Annotated in this window: 29 protein-coding genes; 10 read left to right on the top strand and 19 right to left on the bottom strand. The window is 44.0% G+C overall.

Annotated features, from left to right (window positions below; genetic code table 11):
- The 6 genes from F6K51_RS22105 to F6K51_RS22080 all read right to left on the bottom strand — a co-directional run.
- The coding region (locus F6K51_RS22105) for a Rab family GTPase (RefSeq protein ID WP_293024237.1) at positions 1-513 on the bottom strand (513 nt) is incomplete at its 3' end.
- A 287-nt stretch (positions 514-800) separates the two neighbouring features.
- Complete coding sequence (locus tag F6K51_RS22100; RefSeq protein ID WP_293024234.1) at positions 801-3,212, bottom strand: OmpA family protein; 2,412 nt, start codon at positions 3,210-3,212, stop codon at positions 801-803.
- A gap of 148 nt (positions 3,213-3,360) precedes the next feature.
- Complete coding sequence (locus F6K51_RS22095) at positions 3,361-4,062, bottom strand: hypothetical protein (protein WP_293024231.1); 702 nt, start codon at positions 4,060-4,062, stop codon at positions 3,361-3,363.
- A gap of 400 nt (positions 4,063-4,462) precedes the next feature.
- Positions 4,463-4,705 (bottom strand): TIGR02450 family Trp-rich protein, encoded by a 243-nt coding sequence (locus F6K51_RS22090; protein WP_008181697.1) that lies wholly within the window; start codon positions 4,703-4,705, stop codon positions 4,463-4,465.
- A gap of 50 nt (positions 4,706-4,755) precedes the next feature.
- A complete protein-coding gene (locus F6K51_RS22085; protein WP_293024226.1) occupies positions 4,756-5,343 on the bottom strand; it encodes a rhomboid family intramembrane serine protease in 588 nt (195 codons plus the stop codon).
- Between the two features lie 151 nt (positions 5,344-5,494).
- Positions 5,495-7,432 (bottom strand): S9 family peptidase, encoded by a 1,938-nt coding sequence (locus F6K51_RS22080; RefSeq protein ID WP_293024224.1) that lies wholly within the window; start codon positions 7,430-7,432, stop codon positions 5,495-5,497.
- Positions 7,433-7,707: 275 nt separating this feature from the next.
- Between F6K51_RS22080 and F6K51_RS22075 the strand changes: the two genes are divergently transcribed.
- Positions 7,708-7,926 carry a DUF4327 family protein gene (locus F6K51_RS22075; protein ID WP_071103068.1) on the top strand — a complete coding sequence of 73 codons (219 nt, stop codon included), beginning with the start codon at positions 7,708-7,710 and terminating at the stop codon, positions 7,924-7,926.
- 382 nt (positions 7,927-8,308) lie between these two features.
- Here the strand turns inward: F6K51_RS22075 and F6K51_RS22070 are convergent, their stop codons facing one another.
- Both F6K51_RS22070 and F6K51_RS22065 read right to left on the bottom strand, forming a co-directional pair.
- The gene (locus tag F6K51_RS22070) at positions 8,309-9,532 is read right to left on the bottom strand and encodes a protein kinase (protein WP_293024221.1); all 1,224 of its coding nucleotides are present in this window, start codon (positions 9,530-9,532) and stop codon (positions 8,309-8,311) included.
- Between the two features lie 200 nt (positions 9,533-9,732).
- Entirely contained in the window at positions 9,733-12,054 is a 2,322-nt protein-coding gene (locus F6K51_RS22065; protein WP_293024219.1) for a serine/threonine phosphatase, read from the bottom strand.
- Between the two features lie 421 nt (positions 12,055-12,475).
- On the opposite strand from F6K51_RS22065, the gene F6K51_RS22060 reads away from it, so the two are divergent.
- Positions 12,476-13,195, top strand: coding sequence for a pentapeptide repeat-containing protein (locus F6K51_RS22060; RefSeq protein ID WP_293024216.1), 720 nt, complete (start codon positions 12,476-12,478; stop codon positions 13,193-13,195).
- 178 nt (positions 13,196-13,373) lie between these two features.
- On the opposite strand, the gene F6K51_RS22055 is transcribed toward F6K51_RS22060, so the two are convergent.
- On the bottom strand, positions 13,374-13,850 hold the full coding sequence (locus tag F6K51_RS22055; RefSeq protein WP_293024213.1) for a TspO/MBR family protein: 477 nt from the start codon (positions 13,848-13,850) through the stop codon (positions 13,374-13,376).
- Between the two features lie 298 nt (positions 13,851-14,148).
- A complete protein-coding gene (locus F6K51_RS22050) occupies positions 14,149-15,051 on the bottom strand; it encodes a ParA family protein (protein WP_364302603.1) in 903 nt (300 codons plus the stop codon).
- Between the two features lie 20 nt (positions 15,052-15,071).
- On the opposite strand from F6K51_RS22050, the gene F6K51_RS22045 reads away from it, so the two are divergent.
- The gene (locus F6K51_RS22045; RefSeq protein ID WP_293024211.1) at positions 15,072-15,929 is read left to right on the top strand and encodes an AAA family ATPase; all 858 of its coding nucleotides are present in this window, start codon (positions 15,072-15,074) and stop codon (positions 15,927-15,929) included.
- A gap of 1 nt (position 15,930) precedes the next feature.
- On the opposite strand, the gene F6K51_RS22040 is transcribed toward F6K51_RS22045, so the two are convergent.
- Positions 15,931-16,128, bottom strand: coding sequence for a hypothetical protein (locus tag F6K51_RS22040; protein WP_293024209.1), 198 nt, complete (start codon positions 16,126-16,128; stop codon positions 15,931-15,933).
- A gap of 43 nt (positions 16,129-16,171) precedes the next feature.
- Between F6K51_RS22040 and F6K51_RS22035 the strand changes: the two genes are divergently transcribed.
- Together F6K51_RS22035 and F6K51_RS22030 are read left to right on the top strand one after the other, a co-directional pair.
- Positions 16,172-16,330: a hypothetical protein gene (locus tag F6K51_RS22035; RefSeq protein WP_293024207.1), complete on the top strand. Its 159-nt coding sequence runs from the start codon at positions 16,172-16,174 to the stop codon at positions 16,328-16,330.
- Positions 16,278-16,946, top strand: a complete 669-nt coding sequence (locus F6K51_RS22030) for a TIGR04282 family arsenosugar biosynthesis glycosyltransferase (RefSeq protein ID WP_365940059.1) — start codon at positions 16,278-16,280, stop codon at positions 16,944-16,946. The genes F6K51_RS22035 and F6K51_RS22030 overlap by 53 nt, the downstream gene beginning before the upstream one ends.
- Before the next feature lie 128 nt (positions 16,947-17,074).
- Here F6K51_RS22030 and F6K51_RS22025 read toward each other — a convergent pair whose 3' ends face one another.
- Positions 17,075-17,662 carry an IS607 family transposase gene (locus F6K51_RS22025; protein WP_293024203.1) on the bottom strand — a complete coding sequence of 196 codons (588 nt, stop codon included), beginning with the start codon at positions 17,660-17,662 and terminating at the stop codon, positions 17,075-17,077.
- A gap of 162 nt (positions 17,663-17,824) precedes the next feature.
- On the opposite strand from F6K51_RS22025, the gene F6K51_RS22020 reads away from it, so the two are divergent.
- Positions 17,825-18,511 carry a TIGR04283 family arsenosugar biosynthesis glycosyltransferase gene (locus F6K51_RS22020; protein ID WP_293024201.1) on the top strand — a complete coding sequence of 229 codons (687 nt, stop codon included), beginning with the start codon at positions 17,825-17,827 and terminating at the stop codon, positions 18,509-18,511.
- Here F6K51_RS22020 and F6K51_RS22015 read toward each other — a convergent pair.
- Both F6K51_RS22015 and F6K51_RS22010 read right to left on the bottom strand, forming a co-directional pair.
- Positions 18,429-18,740 carry a hypothetical protein gene (locus F6K51_RS22015; RefSeq protein WP_293024199.1) on the bottom strand — a complete coding sequence of 104 codons (312 nt, stop codon included), beginning with the start codon at positions 18,738-18,740 and terminating at the stop codon, positions 18,429-18,431. The two genes, F6K51_RS22020 and F6K51_RS22015, sit on opposite strands and share 83 nt — an antisense overlap.
- Complete coding sequence (locus F6K51_RS22010) at positions 18,730-18,864, bottom strand: hypothetical protein (protein ID WP_293024196.1); 135 nt, start codon at positions 18,862-18,864, stop codon at positions 18,730-18,732. Before F6K51_RS22010 ends, F6K51_RS22015 begins: the two co-directional genes overlap by 11 nt.
- 173 nt (positions 18,865-19,037) lie before the next feature.
- Between F6K51_RS22010 and F6K51_RS22005 the strand changes: the two genes are divergently transcribed.
- Together F6K51_RS22005 and lipA are read left to right on the top strand one after the other, a co-directional pair.
- Positions 19,038-19,415 (top strand): four helix bundle protein, encoded by a 378-nt coding sequence (locus tag F6K51_RS22005; RefSeq protein WP_293024193.1) that lies wholly within the window; start codon positions 19,038-19,040, stop codon positions 19,413-19,415.
- 376 nt (positions 19,416-19,791) lie between these two features.
- Positions 19,792-20,700 (top strand): lipoyl synthase, encoded by a 909-nt coding sequence (lipA, locus tag F6K51_RS22000; protein WP_293024240.1) that lies wholly within the window; start codon positions 19,792-19,794, stop codon positions 20,698-20,700.
- 327 nt (positions 20,701-21,027) lie between these two features.
- On the opposite strand, the gene F6K51_RS21995 is transcribed toward lipA, so the two are convergent.
- On the bottom strand, positions 21,028-21,468 hold the full coding sequence (locus tag F6K51_RS21995) for an SRPBCC family protein (RefSeq protein ID WP_293024190.1): 441 nt from the start codon (positions 21,466-21,468) through the stop codon (positions 21,028-21,030).
- On the opposite strand from F6K51_RS21995, the gene F6K51_RS21990 reads away from it, so the two are divergent.
- Positions 21,448-21,612, top strand: coding sequence for a hypothetical protein (locus F6K51_RS21990; RefSeq protein WP_293024188.1), 165 nt, complete (start codon positions 21,448-21,450; stop codon positions 21,610-21,612). The two genes, F6K51_RS21995 and F6K51_RS21990, sit on opposite strands and share 21 nt — an antisense overlap.
- Here the strand turns inward: F6K51_RS21990 and zds are convergent.
- From zds to F6K51_RS21970, 4 genes are all read right to left on the bottom strand, one after another.
- Positions 21,565-23,001, bottom strand: coding sequence for a 9,9'-di-cis-zeta-carotene desaturase (gene zds / locus F6K51_RS21985; RefSeq protein WP_293024186.1), 1,437 nt, complete (start codon positions 22,999-23,001; stop codon positions 21,565-21,567). The two genes, F6K51_RS21990 and zds, sit on opposite strands and share 48 nt — an antisense overlap.
- A 6-nt stretch (positions 23,002-23,007) precedes the next feature.
- Positions 23,008-23,220 (bottom strand): hypothetical protein, encoded by a 213-nt coding sequence (locus F6K51_RS21980; RefSeq protein ID WP_293024184.1) that lies wholly within the window; start codon positions 23,218-23,220, stop codon positions 23,008-23,010.
- An 80-nt stretch (positions 23,221-23,300) separates the two neighbouring features.
- Entirely contained in the window at positions 23,301-23,549 is a 249-nt protein-coding gene (locus tag F6K51_RS21975) for a type II toxin-antitoxin system prevent-host-death family antitoxin (protein WP_293024182.1), read from the bottom strand.
- A gap of 155 nt (positions 23,550-23,704) precedes the next feature.
- Positions 23,705-24,607, bottom strand: a complete 903-nt coding sequence (locus tag F6K51_RS21970) for an Rpn family recombination-promoting nuclease/putative transposase (RefSeq protein ID WP_293024181.1) — start codon at positions 24,605-24,607, stop codon at positions 23,705-23,707.
- A gap of 269 nt (positions 24,608-24,876) precedes the next feature.
- Between F6K51_RS21970 and F6K51_RS21965 the strand changes: the two genes are divergently transcribed.
- Entirely contained in the window at positions 24,877-25,110 is a 234-nt protein-coding gene (locus F6K51_RS21965; protein WP_293024179.1) for a hypothetical protein, read from the top strand.
- Positions 25,111-25,344 lie beyond the last annotated feature (234 nt).

Below are 25,344 nucleotides of genomic sequence, written 5' to 3'. Positions count from 1 at the left end.
TAATTGGTAAAATATATCATCGACGTATAACCCGGTTTTCGCTGAGGTATAATAACTTGCTATGACTTGGTCTTGCTGGGCAGTTTTTTTCTGTAACATCTGTGTCAATTCCTCCAGTTTTGCTTGATCAACTAAGTCGGATTTATTTAAGGCAGTAATAATCAACCCTTTGGGATTGATGGATAAAAACAGATCGATATGATGAACAATGTGCTCAATGGTTTCCATGCGAGTTACATCAGCAACAATAATTGCACCCTGAGCTCCTTTTAAATAAGTTGGTGAAATTCCCTTAAATTTAGTATGACCTTCTAAATCCCAAATCATCAATTTTATATCCAGCAGTTCTGATCGGGTTTCATCCTTAAATTTTATGATTTTGCGGGAAATTTTCACTCCGACTGTTGAAAGATATTGGTCACTAAACACACCCTCCACAAATCGGCGGATTAGGCTAGTTTTGCCTACACCAAAGTCTCCAACTAGGCAAATTTTTCGATCAATAGTGGACATTGTTACTGGTTGCTGACAACTGGTTTGAACTCTCGGGGATTGTAAACAGTTGTTAAGAGATGGGCGTGGCTCCACATCTGAACAAGTTTACGATATGATTTCTTCAGCGGACTTGAACACCTAATTGCTCACCGACCGTATGTTCCCAGACAGCACTATGGTTTTAGTGTTAGTGATCTATTGCAGTAGTTGGATCACCTCCTGATTTGAGATTTAATACACATTTAATATACAAGGGACTAAAGTCCATAACTTGTTGTGATCTCCTAGCTAAACCAAAGGGGCTTTCAACTGGATTTCTTGGTAAACGGATCAAATACGACACATCGATTTAACCACAGCGGTTGACTAGCATCAACATCTGGGGGGCGTTTGCCAACCCCACGCACTTGCAGCCGCTTGGGATCAATGCCTTGCTGAACAAGCACATCTTTTACCATTTGGGCTCGTTGTTGTGCCAATCCCTGATTTTCGGTAAGTTGACCCCTAGGATCGGCGTAGCCGATTATCCTCAGGTGCTTTTGAGGATACCGCTCCAGAAATTCCTTAATTGATCGGATTTTAGTGCCTATATCCTCTGGTTTCAACTGGGCTGAACCAAGATCAAAGTAGATCCGGCTGGTAAGGTCTGATCCGTGGAGTTGTAAATTGTTCTCGACCGACTTGACACCAGGAATGTTCTCAAAGGCTTCGGTAATCTTAGGGAAATCTTTAGCATAGAGTATCGCTCCTTTTACGGTCACCCTGCCTTCTGTATAAGATGCTACAATTACCACTCCATCCATTTGATTCAAGGTGTTTCTCACCCGTTGGACTTGAGCTTTGGTTAACTCATCAGTATAAGGGAGTTCGATCACCTCAATTCGATTATCCAACGCTAAGTTAGGGGCCGCAGCTTTGGCAATTTGCTCGACGTTTGAGCGCAGAGCCTGATTCGGTAGCTGTCCAGCTAGCTTTAGTCTCTGGCGATTGGCTTTAACTGTTAAACCATAATCAGACACTTCTGGGGCATAATAGGCGAGGGCAAGTTGAGTTTTTTGCTCAATGCGACGGTTTATTTTAGCCCTATGCTGATAAATTCCCCCAAATACAGCGATTAAACCCAGAAGCCCCAAGCCAACCACCAATAAGGCTGGCGGTTTCTTGCCTTTTTTCCGATTTTCCTGAGTATCACGACGCCCTTGACTAAGGGATTGATCTAATAAATTTTGTAAAATTCCCTTGACTCCCACCGGGATAGTTGTATGATATCCATCAAAAGACTTGATCGGTTTACCATAATGGGTAATAATAGTTTCTAGGCTTTCCCGCAACTGATTAATGAACTGGTGGGTGGGTTCCCCTTGAACTAACACCGCCAGGTAGCAGTATCCCTCTACTTCCAGGATGATCTTGGATGTACCATAGTCAATAGCATCGATTTCTGCCACATCCCCAGACTGAGCGATACAGTCATTGACAAAGCTACGGATAGCGGTGAGCATCCCTGCTACCATATCTGACTCTAGGTGCTGGCTGTCAGAGGGTTGTACCTCAGCAATCACTAAACCAGAGTCTTTATGAATCAAAAAGATCGCTCGCGCCCGAAACAGCATCACCTCCCGAAACAGCAATTCCGCTTCAGAAACTCCCTGCACCTTAGCGCGAATCTTGCGCTTAATTGCTTCAACGCTGAGGGCATTTTCCAGTTTCTCATTGATAGCTCGGATTTCTTCTGCTAAGTATGTGGAAATGGTACTGCCAATGACCGGATACAGAGCATTTACCATGGCGTCTCGCTCAATTATAATCTGTTGCCGGATCGCTGCTGCCATTTCTGGTGCGATCGCAAACCCAACTTCCTCTGGACACTCCATGATCCGGGAGGAAATAGCTATTGGAACTGCCGGAGCGATCGCTTCTCCCACACACACTTTATCCTGTTGAGTTCTGTGGTCAATGACTTCATCAATGATGGGAGTCAGGGAATCGGTAACCGAGGTACTGAACTGAGCTACTGTGAGATCCAGGAGCTTAGCCATCACTGGTAGCAATAGATTAATCAATTCTTGAGGTTGATAAATCCGATGCTCAAGCCTGCCTTGTCTCTGGGCTAGCCTTTCTATCTGGTCACGAAACTCTGCCATTTCTGGAGATATCACCAGTTCTTGTAAAATCTCAGCCAAGGTGTCTAATTCCTGGGAGGTGTCGTGATCAGACTTTGATTGCAGGTCTTGGTTGGTTTTTGTGGTTTCGGATTGGACTAACTTCTCAGCTAATACTGGATCTTCGGAATTTTGAGGCATTTGCGGCAGATGCTCCTTTGGTGTAGGAAGCTGTGGTGATGGGTTCTGATCGGGAAAAACTTTGACACCGAAGGATTGGGGTTGATCCCTTTCTTGAGCTAATGGTTCTTTCTCCTGAACCCTAGACGGGAGGCTGCTACTCCCACGGTCAGTTTGAGGTTCAATAGCCGGAACCTCAAGGTCACCGGATGAATCGGATTGTTTAATAGTGTCTCCCTGATCAGAGGTCATCCCTTGCTGCTTAGAGTTAGGATGTTGGCTAGGTTTATCCCTGTGATCAATAATCTTGAGGTCAACGAGTAAATTAAGTAAATCCTTCAACTCGTCTTCTGTACTCGAATTGACCTCAATTGACTCTGATCTAGAATTTTCCGGCTGAGAGGCATCAGCCGGATTTTGGTTTGAAAATGCCACTGGTGGCTATCCGTTACTATTTAACCTTTTGGAAAAATCAGCGATGCTCAGCAAAGAGCCGCTACGCGAACGCACCTTGATTTAAAACTAATCTTAGCGAGAAAATCAAGTTAATTTTTGTTACTGACATTGCCGGACTGTGCCAAGTCTATTCCAAAGTCTGAGTTTGCTTGATTAACTGGAGATGCTCGTCATCATTAGTAGCAGTTTTCTCCATGACCGTACCATTATGACCTTTGGTCTGTGGTAACCCAGACCACCCATCACTAGCTTCTTTGAGTGCTGGAACCAATTCAGTCCCTTTGAGCCTCAAACCCAACTCTAACAACATGTCTCCGAGATCTGCTTTCGAGGCTTTGGCATCTTTGAGCTGTGCAAATTTAGTTTCCAGCTCGGCCAAGATCTGCTTTCTGAGATTGATCACATCTTGCTGATGCTGTTCTTTAGTTTCTGAAAGTTCCTTCTTTAGGGAGGTTGACTGCTTGTAGACTGTCTCGTCGAGCACCTCAATACTCTTAGAAAACTTTTTGTTGAGCAGCTCAACCCGCTCCTGAATCTCATTCCTCTCTTCGGCTGCAGTTAAACTAAGAGTACTTATTTTTTTTTCCAGGGAATCTACAGCAGCAGCCATTTCTTTTGAGAGAGTCGTTTTGATCTGCTCAACGCGATCGCGTATTTCCTGCTGCCACATAGATAAGTCAGACTCTATCTTCGTGAAGCGAGTATCATACTCTCGCAGCTTAGAGCCTACTATTATATCACGTATCTTCTCAAGATTTCCCAGTCTTTCCCGCATTTCTGCTTTATTGATTCCATCCATGACCATAAAACTCAAATAAACAATAAACACTTAACCATAAACAATTACTAGCTTGCCTTGAATTCAAGGAGCGTGCCATTTATGTTATCAATCAGATGCTGCTGTCAACCGGAACCGTTGTGTGACAAACATCTTTACCCCCATCACTAACGATACAAAATACTTAAAACCTATTACTATTAGCTTAAAGCCAATACCCTTAATCATCTGCACCAAGGATTTCTGCTTGACCGAGTAGGGGGTTGGTCAGGGGAAACTGGAAGCTTGTGGGATTTATGCATGGGCATGAAAGTTCCGTCTTATATCAAGTCCGGTTGAATACCCATCAATCTTGTAGATTGATGGGGAGATAGGGATATCGCCAGATGGGACAGATTTTTAGGAGATTTTGATTCAAAATCCCCGTTGATACTATATCAACGGGGATTGGTTACTCTTCGCTTTCGATTTCGGCTAAAGATTTCCAGCCTGCTTGCCACAAGCCAGGATCTTTAAGCTGTTTAGCATTCAGCCAAAAACGGACATTCGGGTCACAAGAAGCCACCATTTCAGCAAACACCCACTTTCCTTGGTTTTTACGATTGACCACTTGGAAATGCCGCCAGCCCCAAGTTTTCTGTTTAGCTGTCCATTTTGAACCCACAAGATGAGGGAATTTCTGTTTTTGAGCCATTTCCTGTATGGTCTGGTTTCACTTTCCCACTGAGCACTCACAACTTAGCACTACGAAGAGAGTTTACGCCTTGCCAGTAGACGTGCGGCTAGGATACCGCCGATAAAACCAAATAAATGTCCTTGCCAAGATACATGGGGCTGTGAAGGTAAGACACCCCAAACTAAACCACCATAGAGGAAGCCGACTAGAATTGATAGAAAAATTGAGGGTAGGTTTCGTTCAAAGAAGCCTCTAAATAGCAGAAAACCTAGGTAGCCAAAGATCAGCACACTTGCCCCAATGTGAACTGAATTGGGAGCGCCCAACAGCCAAACCCCAAGACCACCAACCACCATGGTGATGCTGGTAACTACGAAAAAGTCGCTAGTTTCTTGCAACATTACAAACCAGCCTAGGACAAGAAAAGGTATAGTGTTGGAAATCAGATGAGAAAAACCACCGTGGAGAAAAGGGGCAAATAAAATACCCCGCAGCCCAATTGGGTTGCGGGGAATGATGCCATATAGATCAAGTTTCCTTCCAAAAATGAATATATCCACCAGCTCTACAATCCACATCAGAGCGACCCATCCACCGAGAATGATTGCCTGAGTTTGTAACTCACTGGTTATTGATTGTCTTTCCTGCCTAGTCATTGTTGATGAGTTTATGGTGAACAATAATATCGAAACCAATAGACAAATACTGACATTGGCTTACTTCGCAGGTGTTGCTCCATGTCTACAGACTAACTTAATTGATCAAGGCAATTAACCAATGACTAATGACTAATAACTCAACTAATAACTAATAATTATAAATATTTACAGGTTCTATCGCCTCTGCTAGCTCAAATCCAAATACCCGGGAGTAAAAATACAACTCCCCTTCCAGAGTCCGTTTAATCGTTTCTGCTTTACGAAAACCGTGTTGCTCCCCTTCATAGGTAACATAGGCTACAGGTAACCCCTTAGCCTTCAAAGCTGCCACCATCATTTCTGCTTGGTTAGGGGGGACTACCTTGTCTTCTAGCCCCTGGAAGAAAATTACAGGACACGAAAGTTGGTCTGTGAAATGAATAGGCGATCGCTGTTGATATAAATCTTTACGTTCTGGATAAGGACCGATCAAGCCATCTAGATACCGGGATTCAAATTTGTGGGTATCCTTGGCTAGTACCTCCAAATCACTTACACCGTAGTAGCTAGCGCCAGCTTTAAACACATCTCGGAATGTCAGAGCAGCTAGAGTTGTATAACCCCCAGCACTTCCCCCTGCAATGGCCAGTCGCTCACCATCAACTAGTCCTTGCTCAGCTAGGTACTTTGCTCCATTGGTGCAGTCATCAACATCCACAATTCCCCAGTTGTTTTTAAGGCGTTGACGATAGTCCCGCCCATAGCCAGTACTGCCTCCATAGTTGACATCTAGGATGGCAAAACCACGAGAGGTCCAGTATTGAATTTTTAGGTTAAAGGTACTGGAAGTCGCTGCCGTAGGTCCACCGTGGCTTTTGACAATTAGGGGTGGTTTTTCGGAGGTTGGTGCAGTGTAGTCTTTGTTTTGTGGTGGGTAGAAGAAACCATAGGCGGTCAGTCCATTAGTTGTGGGAAATGCGATCGCTTCAGGCTGCGATAGATAGCCAGTATCGATAGCTAACTCACGCTTACTCCTCAGTACATTTATTTGTCCATTTGTCAAGTCCAACTGAACAATAGCGCTTGCTTCTGTTACAGAACCAGCGATAAAAACCGCTTGATTATCAGCTACCTTTAGGTCGGAAATACTGGTGTATGGTGTAGCAATCACCGACCGCTGCTTCGTTTTTAGGTCAATACTAGCTAAATGCCAGTTTCCTTCCTGAGTATAGGTACATATGATTCGATTGGCACCATCGAAGCCATAAGTAGACATACCAAAGACCCACTGGGGTAGTCCAAACTCGGCTTCCATTTCACACAGGGGTTCGATTGCCCCTTGGCTTGGTTGCCAGCGGTAGAGATTCCACCAATTAGTGCGATCGCAAACAAAGTAAAGGACACCATCTGGTGACCACTCTGGCTGAAATACCGACTCATCCCCCCCACCAGCAATAGGCTCTGCAACACCTATAGAACCATCGGTTAAGATTGGAGCTACCCATAGTTGAGTACCATCCCAGGGCATATGGGGATGATTCCAGGTTAGCCAAGCGAGTTTAGAGGAATCCGGACTTAGGCGCGGCGAGGAGTAAAAGTCACAGCCAGAGGCTAGCACTTGAATATCTTCACCGTTTTCTTGGCTGATGCTAACCAAGGTATTGACTGGTTCCCCATCCACCGTGTGGTTTTCTCCCACACAGATTATACGTCCTCTTTCCTGGTCAATTACCCCATCACCATAGCGCCAGTTAGCTATGGGGGTTAGGGGTTGGGGTTTGGAGTTTGGGGTTTGTTGGTACAGACGTTGGTCAGCAAAATTAGAGAAGTAAATTTTGCCATCCTTAACCGCAAAACCACCACCACCATACTCGTTAACCCGAGTACGAGCATTGAAGCGCTCGGGAGTCAGATCAACAGTTTTGCCATCAGGGGTGCGTCGCACGATTACATTGCGTCCAGCTTCCGCAGGTCGCCCTTCAATCCAGTAAACATCCTTTTCATCAAGGGCAATGCTGCCCAACCTAACGCTGCTTTGAACAATCATGTCAGCGGTAATAGGGGATTTCCAGGAACCATAGGGAACAAGGTGTGGTGGTTGGGTCATGGAAAAACTGCTGTAATTGCCTCTAACTTGCTTGGGCTCTATCTACTATCATAACCTGACTACGTGTCCATGGTTAGCGTTAAAGTAGGGATTCCCGTACATTTACCCAAATCGGGCTTGCTTAAATGCATCCGATTGCGCTAAAAGAGTATAGAGGGGCTTCCTTGCCGTACAAAACTCTACAGATCGGCGCATTAACGCAAAGGGGAAGCATTGTAGTTCAGGTATTAGCAAAAGCCAATCCAACAACAGAATTGATTTAGAGATTTTAGAGTATGACTCAAACAGTTACTCACCCCATGGTGAAGTTGCAACGCCATGTGCGTTCACTGGCGGAATCCAATATTATTAAACCCAGTGACAGCCTTTGGAAAATTGCCCTGCTCTATGGGGACAAATGGTCCCACTGGAAACAGGAACTGACTGAATTCGGGTTTACCATGCAAGACCCGATCAGTGACTTACTAGCTGTGGAAGCCTGGGACGAAGAATGATCTGATCCAGTGTCAGGTTAAGTACTTATCGATCTCTGTTGTTCGTAAGAATGAAAATTGACATAAAATTGACAATTAAAACTTGTCAGTGGTCAATTTGCTATTAACAATTTGCTATTAACAATAGAAAATTGACAATTGACAAAAGGCGATCAACGGGGATCAACCATTTTTAGAAGTAATTAACCGGACTTGATCTGACTTGTTTCGCTCCCGTTTGGTGTCCACGCTTCAATCGGTGGAGCTTGGCTATGGATGAGGATACAGCGCGGGTAGGGTTAGTATATCCTTTCTTGATTCCCTTGCCCCCCCTTATCCTAATCACTAGGGATCGCCAAATTCTGGCCGTGAAATTTCTGCTCATATTCTAAGACGCCGACTCCTAAATACAAGCAACCAAAGCCTGGATCAGCTCTTTTGCCGTTTGGTAGCGATCGCAAGCTCTTGGTTGGCAAACCCGCTCAATTACTTGCCTTAATTGGGGAGTAACAGTGGGAACGCCTGATACATCAAACCGATATCCTGAACTACGCCTTTGATAATACTTTAGAGGAGCTTCCCCGGTGAGCAGAAATATTAGAGTTGGGCCAATGGCGTAAAGATCCGATTGAGTGCAAGGCTGACCTCGGTCTTGTTCAGGAGCACTATATCCCTCGGCACCAATCCGTGTGCCTGGTATTGTGCCAATTTCTTTAACAGCACCGAAATCCAACATCACAATTCGGTTATCTCGATGGCGCACCATCAAATTCGCGGGCTTAACGTCTCGGTGGATTAGAGGCGGCTGGCGGTCGTGGATGTAGTCTAAGATATCGCAAGTCTGAATCATCCACTCTACTGCCTGGGGCAAGGTGACTGGTCCAGTGCTCAAGACACGTTTTTCTAAATCTTCACCGTGGATCAGAGCCATTGCTAAGTATTTTTTCCCCCCTTCCACAAAAAAGTCGTAATACTGCGGAATTCCGGGATGATTCAGGGTTTTCAGGGTGCGAGCCTCTCGTTCAAACAGTTCTTGAGCCTTGGAAATTTGAGCCATGTCAGCATTCATTTCCTTCAGTACTAGTAGGAGTGGGTATCCATCCTTGCTGTTAACTTTGTCCCAGGCAAGATAAGTGGTTCCCATTCCCCCCTGTCCCAATGTCCGCAAAACATGGTAGTTGCGAATGACTCCCTCGACTGGCACCAAGGGTTGACCACAGTGAATACAGAACAAATTGCCTGGTGCATTGCCTTGGTGTTGGCATGGCTTAGTAGTCTCAGTCAAGGGCTTGGGTGCTAGGGAAGGTAGTTGCTGGGTTTGAACTTGGAATTCCAGCCTCGGACCTTTCTGGGCTAGCTGAATCAGAGCCTTTTCCGGCAGCACCCCCTGGGAAACCAAGACACCATTGAGGAAGGTGCCATTGGCACCCTGATTGACCAACTGCCACATCGGACCCGATGGGGAAGCACTAGCCCTGAGTTCCAGGTGATGTCGTGACACGATCGGGTCATCGACAATCACATCATTATCAGGAGCACGACCAATGCGAATCGTAGATTTGCTCTGAAAGCTCCACTGCTGCACTGGAGTGGGGCTTAACGGATCTAATAGGGTCAGTGTGACCATAGTCAGTTGTCCTTTGTCCAAAGTCCTTTGTGGGTTTTATCCTTTGTCGGTTTTATCCTTTGTCGGTTTTATCCTTTGTCGGTTTTATCCTTTGTCCAAAGTGACTAACCAGAATCTACTGGCAGCTACTAATCACATACAACTAATCACCTAATGACTAATCACATACAACTAATGACTAATCACATACAACTAATCACCTAATGTAATTTTGGTTGAGCCAAGTTTGGTCGCACCTTCACCCGAACTAGGATTAGTGTAATGTTGTCGTGACCATTATGCTCATTTGCCAGCTCAATCAAGTTAGCCAGACCCTGATCGAGGCTAGCTCGGGAACTTAGTAAAGGCGCTAAGTGAGTTTGCCAGTGATTTTCCAACAGGTCATTATCTGACAAACCATCAGAACAAAGTAAGAATATAGTATCTTCTGCGATATCTATGAATTGCACATCCGGATTTAGGAATTGCTCACTGCGCGGTCCAAGGGCTTGAGTTAGTTGATAGGCATCAGGGCGAGAGTAAGCCAGCTCTGGATCTACTCCGTGCTGGATTTCTCGTTGACCCACCTCGTGGTCTATAGTGATTTGCTCTAAGCCCCGTTTGCGAGTTAGACGATAGACCCGACTATCTCCGACATGGACAATCCCTACCTTGGTATTTTGAATCAACATCATGACTAGAGTCGTACCCATGCGACCGCTGCCAGAGCGAGCATTTTGTTGGTTGATATCGAAAATCGCTTGATTTGTTACATATACCGATTTCCTGAGACTATCTTCTGTGGGAAACTCGTCTTGCCAATTTTGTTTAAAGTAATTCTGGAGTACCTCTACTGCCATAGAACTGGCTACTTCCCCAGCCGCATGCCCTCCCATGCCATCGCAGAGAATATATAAACCACGAGCTTGTATAGTTCGACCAATGGGATTTTCCTGCTTTTTGAGTTGGGTCTCGATGCCAAAACAATCCTCATTATGATCTCTTTGATGACCAATATCTGTACTACCGAGATCATCGAGACTCTGCAAGCTCATTGGCAACAGTACCGTTGGCATGTCATCCCCTTGTTGCTCTTTTCCTGGTAGATCAGACAATAATTCCTGGCTATCAGGAGGTTCAGTGTCTGCCGTTGCCATTTCTGAGAGTACAGCCTCAGTTAATTCCATACCGGATTCGTATGGGTCAGATTCTTGTTCGTCAGCAATCCCTTGCAGATGCGATCGCAATTCCTCAATGGTTTCAATTTCCTTAGTACACAACTGCCGGACAACCGTTGACAAGGAGGTAAATTGGGTTCGCTGGGACTCGTTAAATAATCGTTGCCACAGTTGTCCCAAATCCTCTAAGGTTAGCGGATTTTCCTCCATATCCGGATATAGACGCTCCAAACCTAGTGCTTGGTCTTCATCCACCCGGAGATTCGTCAGTTCCAACAGACTCTGACGACAATGCCAAGGCTCTAGAGCTTGCCAAAGCTTTGCCATTTCATCGAGCCAGTATAGGATTTGCAGTTTAGAAAACTCTTCTGACCCCCACAACTTACTCAGTAACTGCCATTCTGAACGGTTTTCTAGCAGGATTATCGCCTTACCATTTTGCTGCCAAACATCATGAATTTCTGGCACACTAGGATAACATAAGTCCTTGAGAGCCAAATAGGGTTTAGCACTCTGTGGGATATCTAGGACTTTCCAAACGTCTACGTTTTCTTTCGAGGAAGGTTTTGGCTGCTCTTGGGTTGTCGATATATCGAATTTCTCTGGAGACAATTTTGTTTGATTAATCAGGGTTTCTAGGGGAGACTTTTGTAACGGTTGGCAGTCCAAAACTGTGACAAAGATACTATGGTCTGTTGTCTTACTTTCCCCTATCTGAGAGAGTTTCTCAGGTTCTAGTACTCTGTAACGCTTACCTTGGTCTAGATAGACAATTGTTGCTGTTTCTGAAGTTGGGTTTTCGAGATTAAGAATTGACCAGGTGGAAGCTTCAGTAGATTGAGGTTTCTTCTGTATTGGGCTAATCTCTAGTAATGGCTCCTCTCCAGATTCTAGTTCCACTTGATCACAGCCACCTCTGTTGTTTATCGATGCTTCATCAGCGTTGACTGTTGATGCTTGGGACAAGGTGCCATCATCCCCTGGCTCTGTTAGTATAGTATCCGATTCCGTTAGCCACTCTTGTCTTGTTTCTAGGAATGATGCTGGCTGGGTTAGTTCCCTCTCGGTCTGGTCAGACTCTGGTTGCGACACCGCTACTGCCGTAGCCTGATCAGTTGAGGACTCTGACACCTCAACTGGGGTTTGAGGAGAATACTGCGGGGAGGTTGCCGAATTTTGCTGCTTAGAAATAATTGCCCTCCAAACCGTTCCTGTGAACGCACCGCAGTTGTGACAAGTTTCAGCATTTAGGGGCACTTGGCTAGCGCATTCATGACAAGTTTTATCGGTTAGGGAAGTTCCACATCGTTGACAAAACTTGTTGGTATTTGGGTTCTCGAACTGACACTGGGGACAAACTAACATAATGGAACTTCCTTAATCCTTAAATTCCGCGCTTTGGTGGGTAACTTTTAAGATTTAATCTAACTGCCATCTAGTTGGCCACGCTGTAATCTATAATGGCAGCTTTTAGCAGCATAGCCTGATTACAATTTTTACGCTCTCGTGCCATGTCATGCTATAATTAAAGAAATTTTTTAAGTAACTATTTTTTTTCTAGGCTACACCCTATAGTCTACCCAGGGAGCATAGGGGGGATAACAACCAAACGGGAAACTAGCTCTATTATCGCTCCCTTATGGCAAAGCCTCTCCTCTTACTACAGCAAACAGCTGCTATTGTTATACACAAAACTTTAAACTTTTTTTGCGGTATGGCTAATAATATATTATATCTATCTCAGTAGAGCTTCTACTCTCGGGTCAATCTGGGCAAGCTTTTGTTTATGAACATTAAGCTATCTTTAATCATTGCTGCTATCTTAGGGGTAACTATAGCAATTGCTCTTCATCTATCATCTGCGCAACCGGTCAGCATATCCCTAAAAACTAATGATAACTCCAGTAAGACCATTCAACATCAACAAGCCAAGACAAAAAAGCTTGAATTAATCTTAAAAACTAAGACCTGTGTAGAGTGTGATCTCATGGGTTTTGATTTGAGTGGAGTTGACTTAAGTGGAGTTGACTTTAGCAGAGCTGACTTTAGCCAAGCTAACTTATCCGATAGTAACCTAGAGAAGGCTAAACTCAAAGATGCTAAAGTGATTGGTGCTCGTTTGGAAAATGCGAAGTTAACCTCTGCTGACTTAGATGGCGCTGATTTTAAAGATACTAACTTGAAAGGTGCTGATCTCAGTGATGCTAATCTGCTCAATATCCGATTGGCTAATGCTGATTTAAGTGCTGCTATTCTTAATCGTACTGAGCTTCGAGAAGCTGACTTGACTGGTGCCAATATGGAGCATGCTGACTTGAGTCATGCTAGTATTTATGGTGCAATTTTGAGGGAGGCTAATCTAACTAGTGCCAACCTTTATAAAGCTAATTTGCGTTACGCCAATTTGCAAGATGCGGTATTGAAGGGTACTAATCTAAAAGGTGCTGATTTACAATTTGCGGTTATGCCTGATGGGAAAACTGTTTATGGCACAGATGATTACTAATTTCTGGTAAAAAAAATTAGGCGTTGGTGAATCAAGCGATGAATAGGAGTAGAGTGGGCATCCTGCCCGCCCGAAAATATATTGAAACTGGCAAGATGCCAGTTCCACGCCTGATGTGCCTAGGTCAAGCGCACCTAAAAACGCTTAAAATCATTCCATTATTAAGCAACGCCAAAAATTAGGCTGCTCCTGGATTAAGTCGCCTCATTTGCCAGGTAGTGTAGGTCCCAATCGGACTCCAAAGTATGTAGGGAAGTAGCAACAAAAACGCCACGATAGATACGGGATAAATCAGTAAAGCCAGGATAAGACTTAATAAGGCACCTGTGCCACCAATAATGGTGCCAACTGTGAGGCTACGAAATAGGAACATCACGGGTGTATAAGCGATGGTGATGATTTCTAGTAGTAGATATAAACCCATCAGCAACCAGGTGCTTCGGCTACCTGGGTCATTTTCCCAAACTATATACGCTGACCAAGCACCGCAAATAAAGATAGTTATCCAGATCAGGGGAATTGCTCTCTCGAAGGTGAGCCATCGCGGACGACGTAGGCGATAGAACCATCTGACTCCTTCGGGTGTGGTGATTAAGTTACCAGCAAATGCTACTAGCAGGGTTACCAGTCCAATTACCATCCAAGATTTAATCATGATTTTGGCCTTGCTCCTAAATTCCCAATTTCCTCAAAAATGAGCAAAAATGTCTTGAATATAGCGGTTTTAAAGGGTATGAGGGACAGATTCCTCGGTTTTAGGGAACAGCGGATCTGGGAACAGCGGATCTGGGAACAGCGGATCTGGGAAAAAACCTATGTAGCTTATAGTTATGAAAAGCGCTGTATACTAAAATAATCGAAAAATACGTCTTCCCTCCTCTCCCCACACTCTTACCCCGATTCCCGATTCCCGATTCCCGATTCCCGATTCCCGATTCCACCCTTCTGCTCAACTAGTTCTTAGATTTATTTGTTATAATACTTGATAATTTTTGGATAAATTCTGCCGTGAATTCAGTAAAGGCTTTGGCTCCAGTTGCTTGGGGTTCATTGATGACTACCGGTCGAAACTCATCCACGGCTTTGGCAACCGCAACATTCCTGGGAATTTCTATACTAAAAATTTTGTCTTTCCCAAAATTATCGGTCAATCGGTTCTTGACTTGTGTAGCCATATTGGTGGCGTGACCAAGGGAGAAAAACAGAATCCCAATCAGGGTTATGCCAGAGCGATCGCTTTGTACGAGCTTTTTGATCTGACCTTCTTCCAGGATGCCAATCCCAACCACTGATAAGGGTTCAGGTTTGGCAGGAATGATATAAAAATCACTAGCAATAATTCCACTACGAGTGATAATATTCTCACTTGGAGGGAAATCCAATAGAATAAAATCGTAGGTTTGTTGAACTGGCTCAAGGGCACGCTTAATTAAATAATTCTCTAGCTGATTCCAGTTGTTTTCAAACTCTTGGGGATTATCCTTTGACTGAGAAAACAGCAATGCAGCCAATAGAAAATCATTGTAGGTTTCGATATCCCCTGGCAATAAATCTAGTCCATCGACTCGACAAATATTGCGCTGAATCGCTTGTTCAATGGGAATATATGCCTGAGTGGGTGACTGAATGACTTGATTAATTATTTTTTTTAAGGTTCGGTCTTCCTTCTTGAGTTTAGCAAATTGGACTGGAGGCATCAGGCTTAGGGTAGCATTAATCTGGGTATCGAGATCAACGATTAATACTCGCATGCCATAATCTTTGGCAAGACAGGTAGCAAGGTTGACGGTGGTGGTAGTCTTGCCAACACCGCCTTTCATATTGACTATGGAAATGGTGTATCCCAGTTTTGACAAAAAGAAAGAGGTAATATAACGTGAAAGTCATTGCAGTATACCATAACAAAGGCGGCGTGGGGAAAACCACAACGGTGGTTAACCTAGGGGCAGCTATCCGAAAAAACCGCAAAAAAGTGCTTGTCATCGATCTTGATAGCCAAGCTAATGCTACCTTTGCTACCGGACTGGTTAAATTTCATGACGAAGCATTTGATGATATCAAAGAGTGTAATATTCTCCATGTTTTGCAATCTGAGGAATTCTTCTCAATCTCGGAAGTAGCTAGAAAATCTGAATTCAGCAATCCAGAAATTGATGTGGTTCCTGCTCACATCGATCTGATGAAATATGAACTTGATATGAATCAGCTTGATTTTAGCCTGCTCATGCTGATGGATAAACTAGAGGATGTTAAAACTTACTATGATGTGGTAATTATTGATACTCCGCCTTCTTGGAATTTATATGCTAGGATTGCTTTAATAACTGCTGACTATTTAATCATTCCTTCAGACCTCAAGCCTTTTTCTAATCAAGGATTACTGAATGTAAAAGATTTCATCAGAGCTATTAATGGCTATAGAAAACAAGTCAAGATTAAGCCGCCCCTTAAGGTTTTGGGAGTGTTGCCTTGTAAAATAGCAACCAATAATATGTTTATACAGCATACCTTGCCAAAACGGATAAAAGCAATTTCCGAACGATATGGGTTTGATGTGATGAAGAGTGTTATTTTCGATCGAGATGATTTGGCAAAATGTGCTGAACAAGTTGAAAAAGTAGACAATCAGGATATACCGTATCCTGTGTCTGTGTTGGATTATAAGCCCTATTCTATGGCTTCAGAAGAATTTAGGTCTCTTGCCCAAGAAGTTTTGGAAAAAATAGGCATGTAAACTATAGGGTTTGTATTTGATAGGTGAACATAAGATTGATGGTAAATCGGGAATCGGGAATCGGGAATCGGGAATCGTCAATCGAATCGGTAGGGAGTAGGGAGCAGGTAAGAGGTAAGAGGAAATAGGGAACAGTAGTCAAGATATCAAAGGAGTTTTTACTGTTATGATAAATTAAGATTATTTTTCGTGATAGCATTATAAATGCTATATAAAAATCCGTGTAGTAATTGTGATAATTATTGTCCCCTAATCCCGACTCCCGACTCCCGTTCCCCTCCTGGGAGGGGTTAGGGGTGGGTTCCGATTCCCTACTCCCTACTCCCTACTCCCTTTACATTAATGATAATGACAGAACGCCTAATTATTTTCAGCCGCTATCCAGAGCCCGGAAAGACTAAAACCCGGATGATACCAGCTCTAGGAGCGGATGGTGCGGCAAACCTTCAACGTCGGATGACCGAACATACTGTTGCCCAGGTCAAGGAATTAACAACTGGTCGCCCTGTGTCTGTAGAAATCGATTTTGCTGGTGGTAATCAACAGCTAATGGAGAATTGGTTAGGCTCGACTCTGGTCTGTAAACCTCAGAGTGATGGGGATTTGGGCAAGCGAATCACTTCAGCTTTTGAGTTATCGTTTGCGGAAAGCATGACCAAAGTTGTGATAATTGGTATTGATTGCCCCGATTTGAATAGTTCGGTGATGAATCAGGCATTTGAGGCTCTAGACAATCATGATTTAGTACTTGGACCAGCCAAGGATGGTGGCTACTATCTGGTTGGTCTAGGTCGATTGATTCCAGAGTTGTTTGTGGGAGTGAGTTGGGGAACATCTGAGGTTTTGCAGCAAACCGTGGATATTGCTAAGAGTCTTAACTTAACTATGGCGATGCTTTCCGAGCTTACTGATGTTGACCGCCCAGAGGATTTATGGGTAGTATCAAATTTGATGGGAGTAGGGAGTAGGGAATCGGGAATCGGGAATCGGGAATCGGGAACAGGGAGTAGGGAGTAGGGAATCGGGAATCGGGAATCGGGAATCGGGAATCGGGAATCGTGGCACAGGCTTCTAGCCTGTGATGTAGCCCATAAGCTGATAGCTGATAGCTGATAGCTGATCACTGATAGCTAATAGCTAATAGCTTACATTTTGGAACTTTTAGCACTATGGAGTTTTTCTGAAAATATTGTAATCAGCTCCATCATGTCTGTAACTAATTCTTGTTCAAGGCTGATGTCTTCTGATGACTTGTTGATAATTATTACTTCTGTCTTGAATTCTTCACACATAGCAAAGACTAATTCAGCGCTAACTCTAAGCAGCCTATCTTTGTGAGTAATGACAAGTCTGCCAACATTCCCCTGCATGATGCGCTTGAGCAGTTTCTGTAAGCCTTTATTTTGGGAATTGATTCCGGCACCTGAATCTTGAATTGTTTCATACTGCCAACCATTAGCAGTACTAAAAGACTCTAAAATTTTGATTTGCTTGACTAAGTCTTCTTTTTGGTCTTGATCTGAAATACGGGCATAGTTAATGGTTATGCGATCATCGATCTGACCGACATTCCGTGGTGTAATGTGTTTGATATCGGCTACATAAAATCGCCGATGGCCACTGGGAGAACGTTGTGACCTAATCTTTCCTGCGTCTGCCCACCTCCTTAAGGTTTTAACTGAGACTCCTAGCTCACTGGCTGCTTCTCCAATACTAATGGTTAACCCTGACATGTTGGATTTCTCACCTTATTTGAATCTAGTTTGTATTTAGTTTACCTTTTATTATATCGCTATTACGTAATAAATGTCTAAATATGGATAGAAATTAAGGGAACATTGGTTATTTCCTAGTCAGGGATGCTAATTTGTCAGAAACAATGCTAAAGCTGTTGCGTGATAGTAAAAATTTCAATTATCATCCCGGTTCTGAATGAGGCTAGTCACATAGCTGATACTTTGGCTACGGTTAGGGAAGCGTCTAATGTGGAAGTGATTGTGGTAGATGGGGGCAGTCATGATGAAACCGTTGCGATCGCACAATCACTGGGTGCTAAGATTATAGCTGCTGGTACCGGTCGCGCTAGTCAAATGAATGCTGGTGCTGCGGTGGCTACCGGAGATATTCTACTGTTTCTCCACGCTGATACCCGTTTACCAAAAGGATTTGATACCTTAGTTCGCGAAGGGTTACAAAACTATGATACCGTGGCTGGTGCTTTTGAATTAGCGATTGATGCTAACCTGCGGGGGGTAAGGCTAATTGAACGGATGGTGAATTTGCGATCGCGTTTTTGCTCTTTGCCTTACGGTGATCAAGCTATCTTTATCAAGACTAAGGTGTTTACAGACCTTGGTGGTTTTCTTAATCTACCGATTATGGAAGATTTTGACTTGATGCGACGCCTCCGCCACCTAGGTAAAATAACTATCCTTAATCAACCTGTCTTAACATCAGGACGCCGCTGGCAGACCTTGGGGGTTGTCAAAACTACATTAATTAACCAACTGGTGATCGTTGCCTATCATTTGGGGGTTTCTCCTCACCGGATTGTGGGTTGGTATCGTCGGGCAAAGGGGTGAAGGAATCGGGAATCGGGAATTGGGAATCGGGAATCGGGAATCGGGAATCGGGAATTGGGAATCGGGAATCGGGAGTCGGGAGTCGGGAGTCGGGAATCGGGAGTCGGGAATCGGGAGTCGGGAATCGGGAGTCGGGAATCGGGAGTGGGGAATCGGGAATTGGGAATCGGGAATTGGGAATCGATGTGTGACTATTTATAAAAAAATAGTGGGTACGCTTAGTATACAAAAGCTAATGATTTTATAAATGGCAAATGTTTTCGGAGACTGACAACCATAATCGGGAATCGGGAATCGGGAATCGGGAATCGGTATATTTTTCGGGTGGTGGATGTTGTATTTGTGATTTTCAAAAAATAGTGGGAACGCTTAGTATACAAAAGCTAATAATTTTATAAATGGCAAATGTTTTCGGAGACTGACAACCATAGCGATCGCTTTTCTACCATAGAGCCACTCCCGACTCCCGACTCCCCACTCCCGATTCCCGATTCCCCACTCCCGACTCCCGAACTCTAGTTTAAGCATGAGCAATTATAATCAAATTCAGTCTTATCGAGATTTGCGAGTTTGGCAAAAGGGAATGGATGTGGCCGAGAGTTGCTATGTGATCACCAGAGAATTCCCTAAACAGGAAATGTATGGGATGACTGCACAGATAAGGAGAGCAGCTGCATCAATTCCTGCTAATATTGCAGAGGGATATGGACGGGAGTATCGAGGAGAATATGTTCAATTTCTTAGAATAGCTCAAGGCTCTCTCAAAGAATTGGAAACCCATCTTTTCTTATCGGTCAGAGTGAAACTGGCTACTTCTGGAAGCATTAATCCGATTATAGATGAGTGTGAAGCTTTAGGAAGAATGCTACGTTCTCTGATTCGGTCATTGCTAGATAACTCATAATTCCGGAGTCGGGAATCGGGAATCGGGAATCGGGAGTGGGGAATCGGGAGGAGTAGATAGTAGACCTATGCGCAAAAGTAGTTTTCTGATAGTGTTTGCATCAATTCTTGTCTACTGTTCTGGTGATCCCCTGTTCCAGACAACTGCCGCGAAGTCAAGTCTTTGTGTGACTAGTTAAACAATAGTAGACTTCGTTTGATGGAAATAGTTTTGTGGAATAGCCATCTTGGTAGAATAGCCATCTAACGTGGAACGGGCATCTTGCCCGTTGCTCCTGTTACAATTCTATTCGACTCCCGATTCCCGATTCCCGATTCCCGATTCCCGATTCCCGATTCCCCACTCCCGATTCCCGACTCCCGACTCCCGATTATCCATGACTACACAAAAACAATGGCGTTCAGAAATTACTGCACTTCCCTCTTGGTTGCGACGTCCTATTGGTAATGCTAGTGACATCTCAACGGTGCAGCGGATTATTAAACAACGGCAAATTCACACCATTTGTGAAGAGGGACGTTGCCCCAACCGAGGTGAGTGCTATTCTCAGAAAACTGCTACATTTTTGTTGATGGGACCGACGTGTACACGGTCTTGTGCATTTTGTCAAGTAGATAAAGGTCATGCTCCCATGGCCCTAGACCCAGAGGAGCCGCAAAAAGTGGCGGAATCGGTACAGTTATTGGGGTTGCGGTATGTGGTGCTGACCTCTGTGGCCAGGGATGATTTACCAGACCAGGGTGCGGGTTGGTTTGTCGCTACGATGGATGCAATCCGCAAACTCAATCCAGGTACTGAGATAGAAGTGCTAACGGCAGATTTCTGGGGGGGTAAAGGTGAGCAGGATCAAACCTCAGCAGAGTTGCAACAGCAACGGATAGCCACGGTGGTGGAGGCCAAGCCAGCCTGTTACAACCACAATATTGAAACAGTGCAGCGGCTACAGGGCAAGGTGCGCCGGGGAGCACAATATCAGCGATCGCTTGATGTGCTCAGCATTGTCAAACAACTCAATCCCACCATTCCCACTAAGTCCGGATTAATGTTGGGCCATGGGGAAACCAAAGCAGAAGTGATTGAGGCTATGGCAGATTTAGGTAAAATTGGATGCGATCGCATCACCCTCGGTCAATATATGCGTCCCTCTCTCCAACATTTGCCCGTACAAAAATACTGGACACCGGAAGAGTTTGATGAGCTAGGTGCGATCGCACGGGATATGGGATTTGCCCATGTTCGTTCCGGTCCTTTGGTTCGTAGTTCTTATCATGCTGGGGAAACATGAAGGTTGAAGGTTCAACTGTTAAGTTCTAGGGAATCGGGAATCGGGAATCGGGAATCGGGAATCGGGAATCGGGAATCGAATCGGTAGGGAGTAGCTAATCGGGAGTAGGGAATCGGGAATCGGGAATAGATATATTTTTCGGGTTGTGGATGTTGTATTTGTTATTAAAAAATTGGGTACGCTTAGTATACAAAAGGTTTGGATTATATCATAAATGGCAAATGTTTTTGGAGACTGACAACCATAGGGATCAGCGCGTTTCTACCATAGAGCCACTCCCGATTCCCGACTCCCGATTCCCGACTCCCGATTCCCGACTCCCCATTGCTACCCTTTAACCTTCAGAGCATAATCCCGGAATCGTTCTAAATCTTCCTGGATAGTAGATTCAACTAGGTTACCTAAAAATAAGTTATCCATTAACTGACCAAGAATGCCGGGAATTGCGTAAGCAATGGTCAGCTTAACGATACTGCTATCTTTACGGTCGTAGAAGCGGACTGCACCTCGATTGGGCAAACCATCTACTGATTCCCACTGAATAATCTGATGTGGAACTAATTTCAGAATTCGAGAGAGCCAGCTAAACTCAAAACCTGTACTAGCAAGTTTCCACCGGGATAAGTCAGGATCCTCTTTTAGCACTTCTACTGAGTCAATCCACTTCATCCAGCGCGGCATTTGCTCTAAATCTGACCAAAGCTCCCACGCTAACTCAATGGGAACTTCTACTTCAACTTGTACACTATGTTCCAGCCAATCAGACATAGGGTTTTAGATTCCTCAAGTTTTAGTGATTATATCGGGAGTCGGGAATCGGAACCCGATTCCCGATTCCCGATTCCCGATTCCCGATTCCCTTCTTCAACTAACCAAAGACTCAATCGCCTTAGCAGCACGACGCCCGGATAGGGTAGCTCCTTCCATACTATCGATATAGTCTTGTTGGGTATAGCTACCGGCTAGGAAGAAATTAGGGATTGGGGTCTTTTGGTTAGGGCGATAGGGGTCCATGCCAGGGGCTTCTCGGTATAGAGACTGAGCGAGTTTTACGACACTATACCAGGTCATGGTCAAGTCTCGTGAGGAGGGAAACAAATTATGGACTTGGTGAAGCACATGTTTTGCGATCGCATCATTACTTTGTCGAATAAATGGGTCTCCTGGGGTTAGTACCAACTGCATCAGTGACCCTTCACCGGCTTTGTAATAGTCACCAGGACTAGTCAGAGCTAAATCCGCAAAGCAGGAAAAGTCAGCATCGGGAGTATACAGTAGATTATCCATCCCTGCTGCTTCTTGGAGTTGCTTGCGTTTCTCGGCATCATGAAGCTCTGTGACCCAGCCATCAAATCGTAGTTGTACCGTAGCCACTGGTACCGTATCCAGCTTGTAGATATTATCGAAATCAGACCACTTGCGCCATGATTTGGGTAACAGCCGTTGAACACCAGGCACATCAACGGCACAGACATAGGCATCAGCAGTGATGGTTTCTTCGGTTTCCCCTTTGGCAATCACTAAACCAGTGACTCGGGTTTCCTCTGGGGTTTCGGTAAACAGAATTTCCCTGACTTGGCGGCGAGTGTGGATTTTTGCTCCTCTTTCCTCTAAATAGTTAATAATTGGTTTATGGAGGTACTCATGAGGAGAGCCTTCCAGCATTCGTAGTACCGATGCCTCGGTTCTAGCCGCAAATAACTGGAAAATCGTTAGCATACAACGGGCAGAAATATTTTCGGTATCGATGAAACCCAGAGCATAGGCAATGGGATTCCACATCCGCTTTAAACTACCGTCGGAACCACCATGACCGCGAAACCAATCAGCGAAACTGACGGCATCTAGGTCACGAATCGTTTTCATTGCGCCATCGAAATCTATCAAGCCACGAACCAGAGGGCTAATCCCCAGGGCAATGGAGTTTTGCAGCTTATCCTGGAGGGAGAGCTGGGAGGTGGTGAAAAACGCTTTTAGGCCATTAAAGGGAGCACCAGTAATGAAGCGAAAGTCTAGCTCACCCTTGCGTCCATCCTGATTAATAAAAGTGTGAGTATGCTCCTTCAGGCGCAGAAACTGGAACGCTCCCACCTTCTTCATCAGGTCAAACAGGTTGTAATAGCAGCCAAAGAAGACATGCAACCCCATTTCGATGTGATTGCCATCCTTATCTACCCAGCTTCCCACCTTTCCCCCCACAAAGGGACGGGATTCAAAAATTTCCACCTCATGACCAGCATCCACTAATTCTACTGCTGTGGCCATGCCCGCGAGCCCCGCACCAACAATTGCTAAGCGCATTCTCCCTTATCCTTTCAGTTTCTTTACATATTTTAATATATTCCGGGAGTGGGGAGTCGGGAGTGGGGAGTCGGGAATCGGGAGTGGGGAGTAGGGAATCGGGAGTGCGTTCGCGTAGCGTGACCGTAGGTCAATCGCGTTTGAGTGCTGCGGTGGGGTAGCAATCAGTAATATTTCTATAATTTCTTCTTGAACTTGGTAACTTAGCGCGTTTATCATACGTGATGAAGTACCTTCAATTTCAATTTTCTTCTGCCTGCTCCCTGCTCCCTGCTCCCTGCTCCCTCCTCCCTTTAAGCCTAAGCATTCATAATATCCTCCAAAAGCTGCTCACTTTCTGACAGCCCAATAAACCCTTCTTGTTGTGCTTGTTTAGCTTTAATAGCTATAAGTTCGTCTTCTAATTCTAAGAACCTTTCAAATTCTTCTATAGAAATAACAACAGCAACATTACGCCCTTTTTTAGTAATTTTTACTGGCTCTCTTCGAGCTAAATCCAACAGTTCACCAAAACGGTTTTTTGCCTCAGATGCTCCAAGGTTTTTCATCACTTTTTAGGTAAAAATACTAGACATTAAGTCTATTTTAGTCAATAGCAGCATTTGATGTAGGGTGGGCAGTGCTTAGCTTCGAGATTGTCAGCTTTTTAATTGGTATCAACTACTGCCCACCATCGGATTAATTTTATTAAAAATTTAGACTTTTAATTAGAGTGCTCTTGCAGCCAGTTGAGTAAGTCCTCACTGGTCTGAAAATCCCAGATGGCTTCTGATAAACGGTTTAGGTCTTCGTTGGTCAAGGCTTCGATTAATGCCAAGCCATTAATCGTTAGTTTGCCAAAGCGGCTCTCAAGCTGTCGCAATAGTAAATTTCTTTCCCCTTCTTCTCGTCCTTGCCTTTTCGCGAAACTCAATGCACCTCGCGCGTCTTCCAAAACCATCTCCTGTTTGCGGAGTTTTTCCACTTCTGACACACTCAACCCCGCTTGATTCGCTATGGTTAAGGCTTTTTCCAGCTGTGGGATTTCCCTGAAGTTGTCAGGAATAATTTCTAAGTTTGGCGCTTCTTTGATAAAATATATCCACTTATCTATCACACTTTCTAAATCTTCCAGTTGCTTAGTAAATTTAGGAAGTTCCACAAACACCAGCTTTAATTCATTTTCCTGATAAGGTAAGTGGTCTTCTTCCTCTTGAAAGTAAAAACAGCTAATTACTTTATCGCTGGAAGGGAATAACTTAAAATCCGTGATAGTTAAAGCAATGACTGGATTTATATCGAAATATCCCTGTCCCAATTGCAGTTGATTTCCATAGGTTTTGCACAAGTTATAAACCACTCGCTTCTTGAAACCTTCCACATTCCAGAGTTGCATCTCAATGATAACAGTTGTTCCATCCTCTAATACTGCCTTAACATCTAGATAAGTGTCTTTTAAATCTACTACATCCCCCGCGCTATAAGGATCAATAATTTCTAAATCCTGGATGACGTAATTACCAGAGTATATCATAGCATTGAGGAAAGAAATTAGAATATCCTTACTCTGATCTGAACCAAATATTTTCTTGAAAGCAAAGTCAGTTTTAGGACTGATGAATCTCATGGTTTTATACCTTATTATAACAAAAAAATATATATAGTATTTTAACTAAGGGAGCAGGGAGCTTAGCAGCAGGAGTAATAAATGATAAAAGCTATAGCATCTCTACAGAAAATATCAGATATATTACTGGTTATTTACTATTATTTATGACCTATTTATTATTATAGCCATTTTCAATTTATTAATAAAAAAAAATTCCTAAATCCCTTGACAGTAAATTAATTTATGTATATATTAATTATGTAAGCAGTTTTAAGGAATTACTACTGATGAATGACAACCTTCCACCCAACTCCGATGAAAATACCAACCCTGAAAAGCCAGGTCGCAAACCTAAAAAAGTCAAGCACATCTTGGTCGGTTCTCCTAAACAAGTTCGCAAAACAATTAATGCTATCTATTCCCTTAAATACGCCTATCCCGACGAGTGGAGCGCTTTCGAGCCTACCGGAAAATCTGGTCAGGTTACGACTTTTTTGATTCGATACTTATACCTAGACTAGGATAGTAAATTGCCAGGGCGTCGCCCTGGCGACTATCAAGGGTTAAAGTTGTTTTGTGGAGGGGTATATATCAGGATGAAGGATGAGTTGGGAGGTGGTTACTTTCGAGTAGTTGCTGACTAATTCGATAGTTTATCAGTAGCGATTTAGATTTGAGTGCAGCTCAGCTGTACTTGTGGAAGCTTACAAAATAGAAATCGGTCAAGACTTGGGGTTAACCAGAACTTGACCGAA

Source organism: Moorena sp. SIO3I8, assembly GCF_010692325.1.
Classification (GTDB): Bacteria; Cyanobacteriota; Cyanobacteriia; order Cyanobacteriales; family Coleofasciculaceae; genus Moorena.
This window is presented reverse-complemented; position numbering and strand designations above follow the sequence as displayed.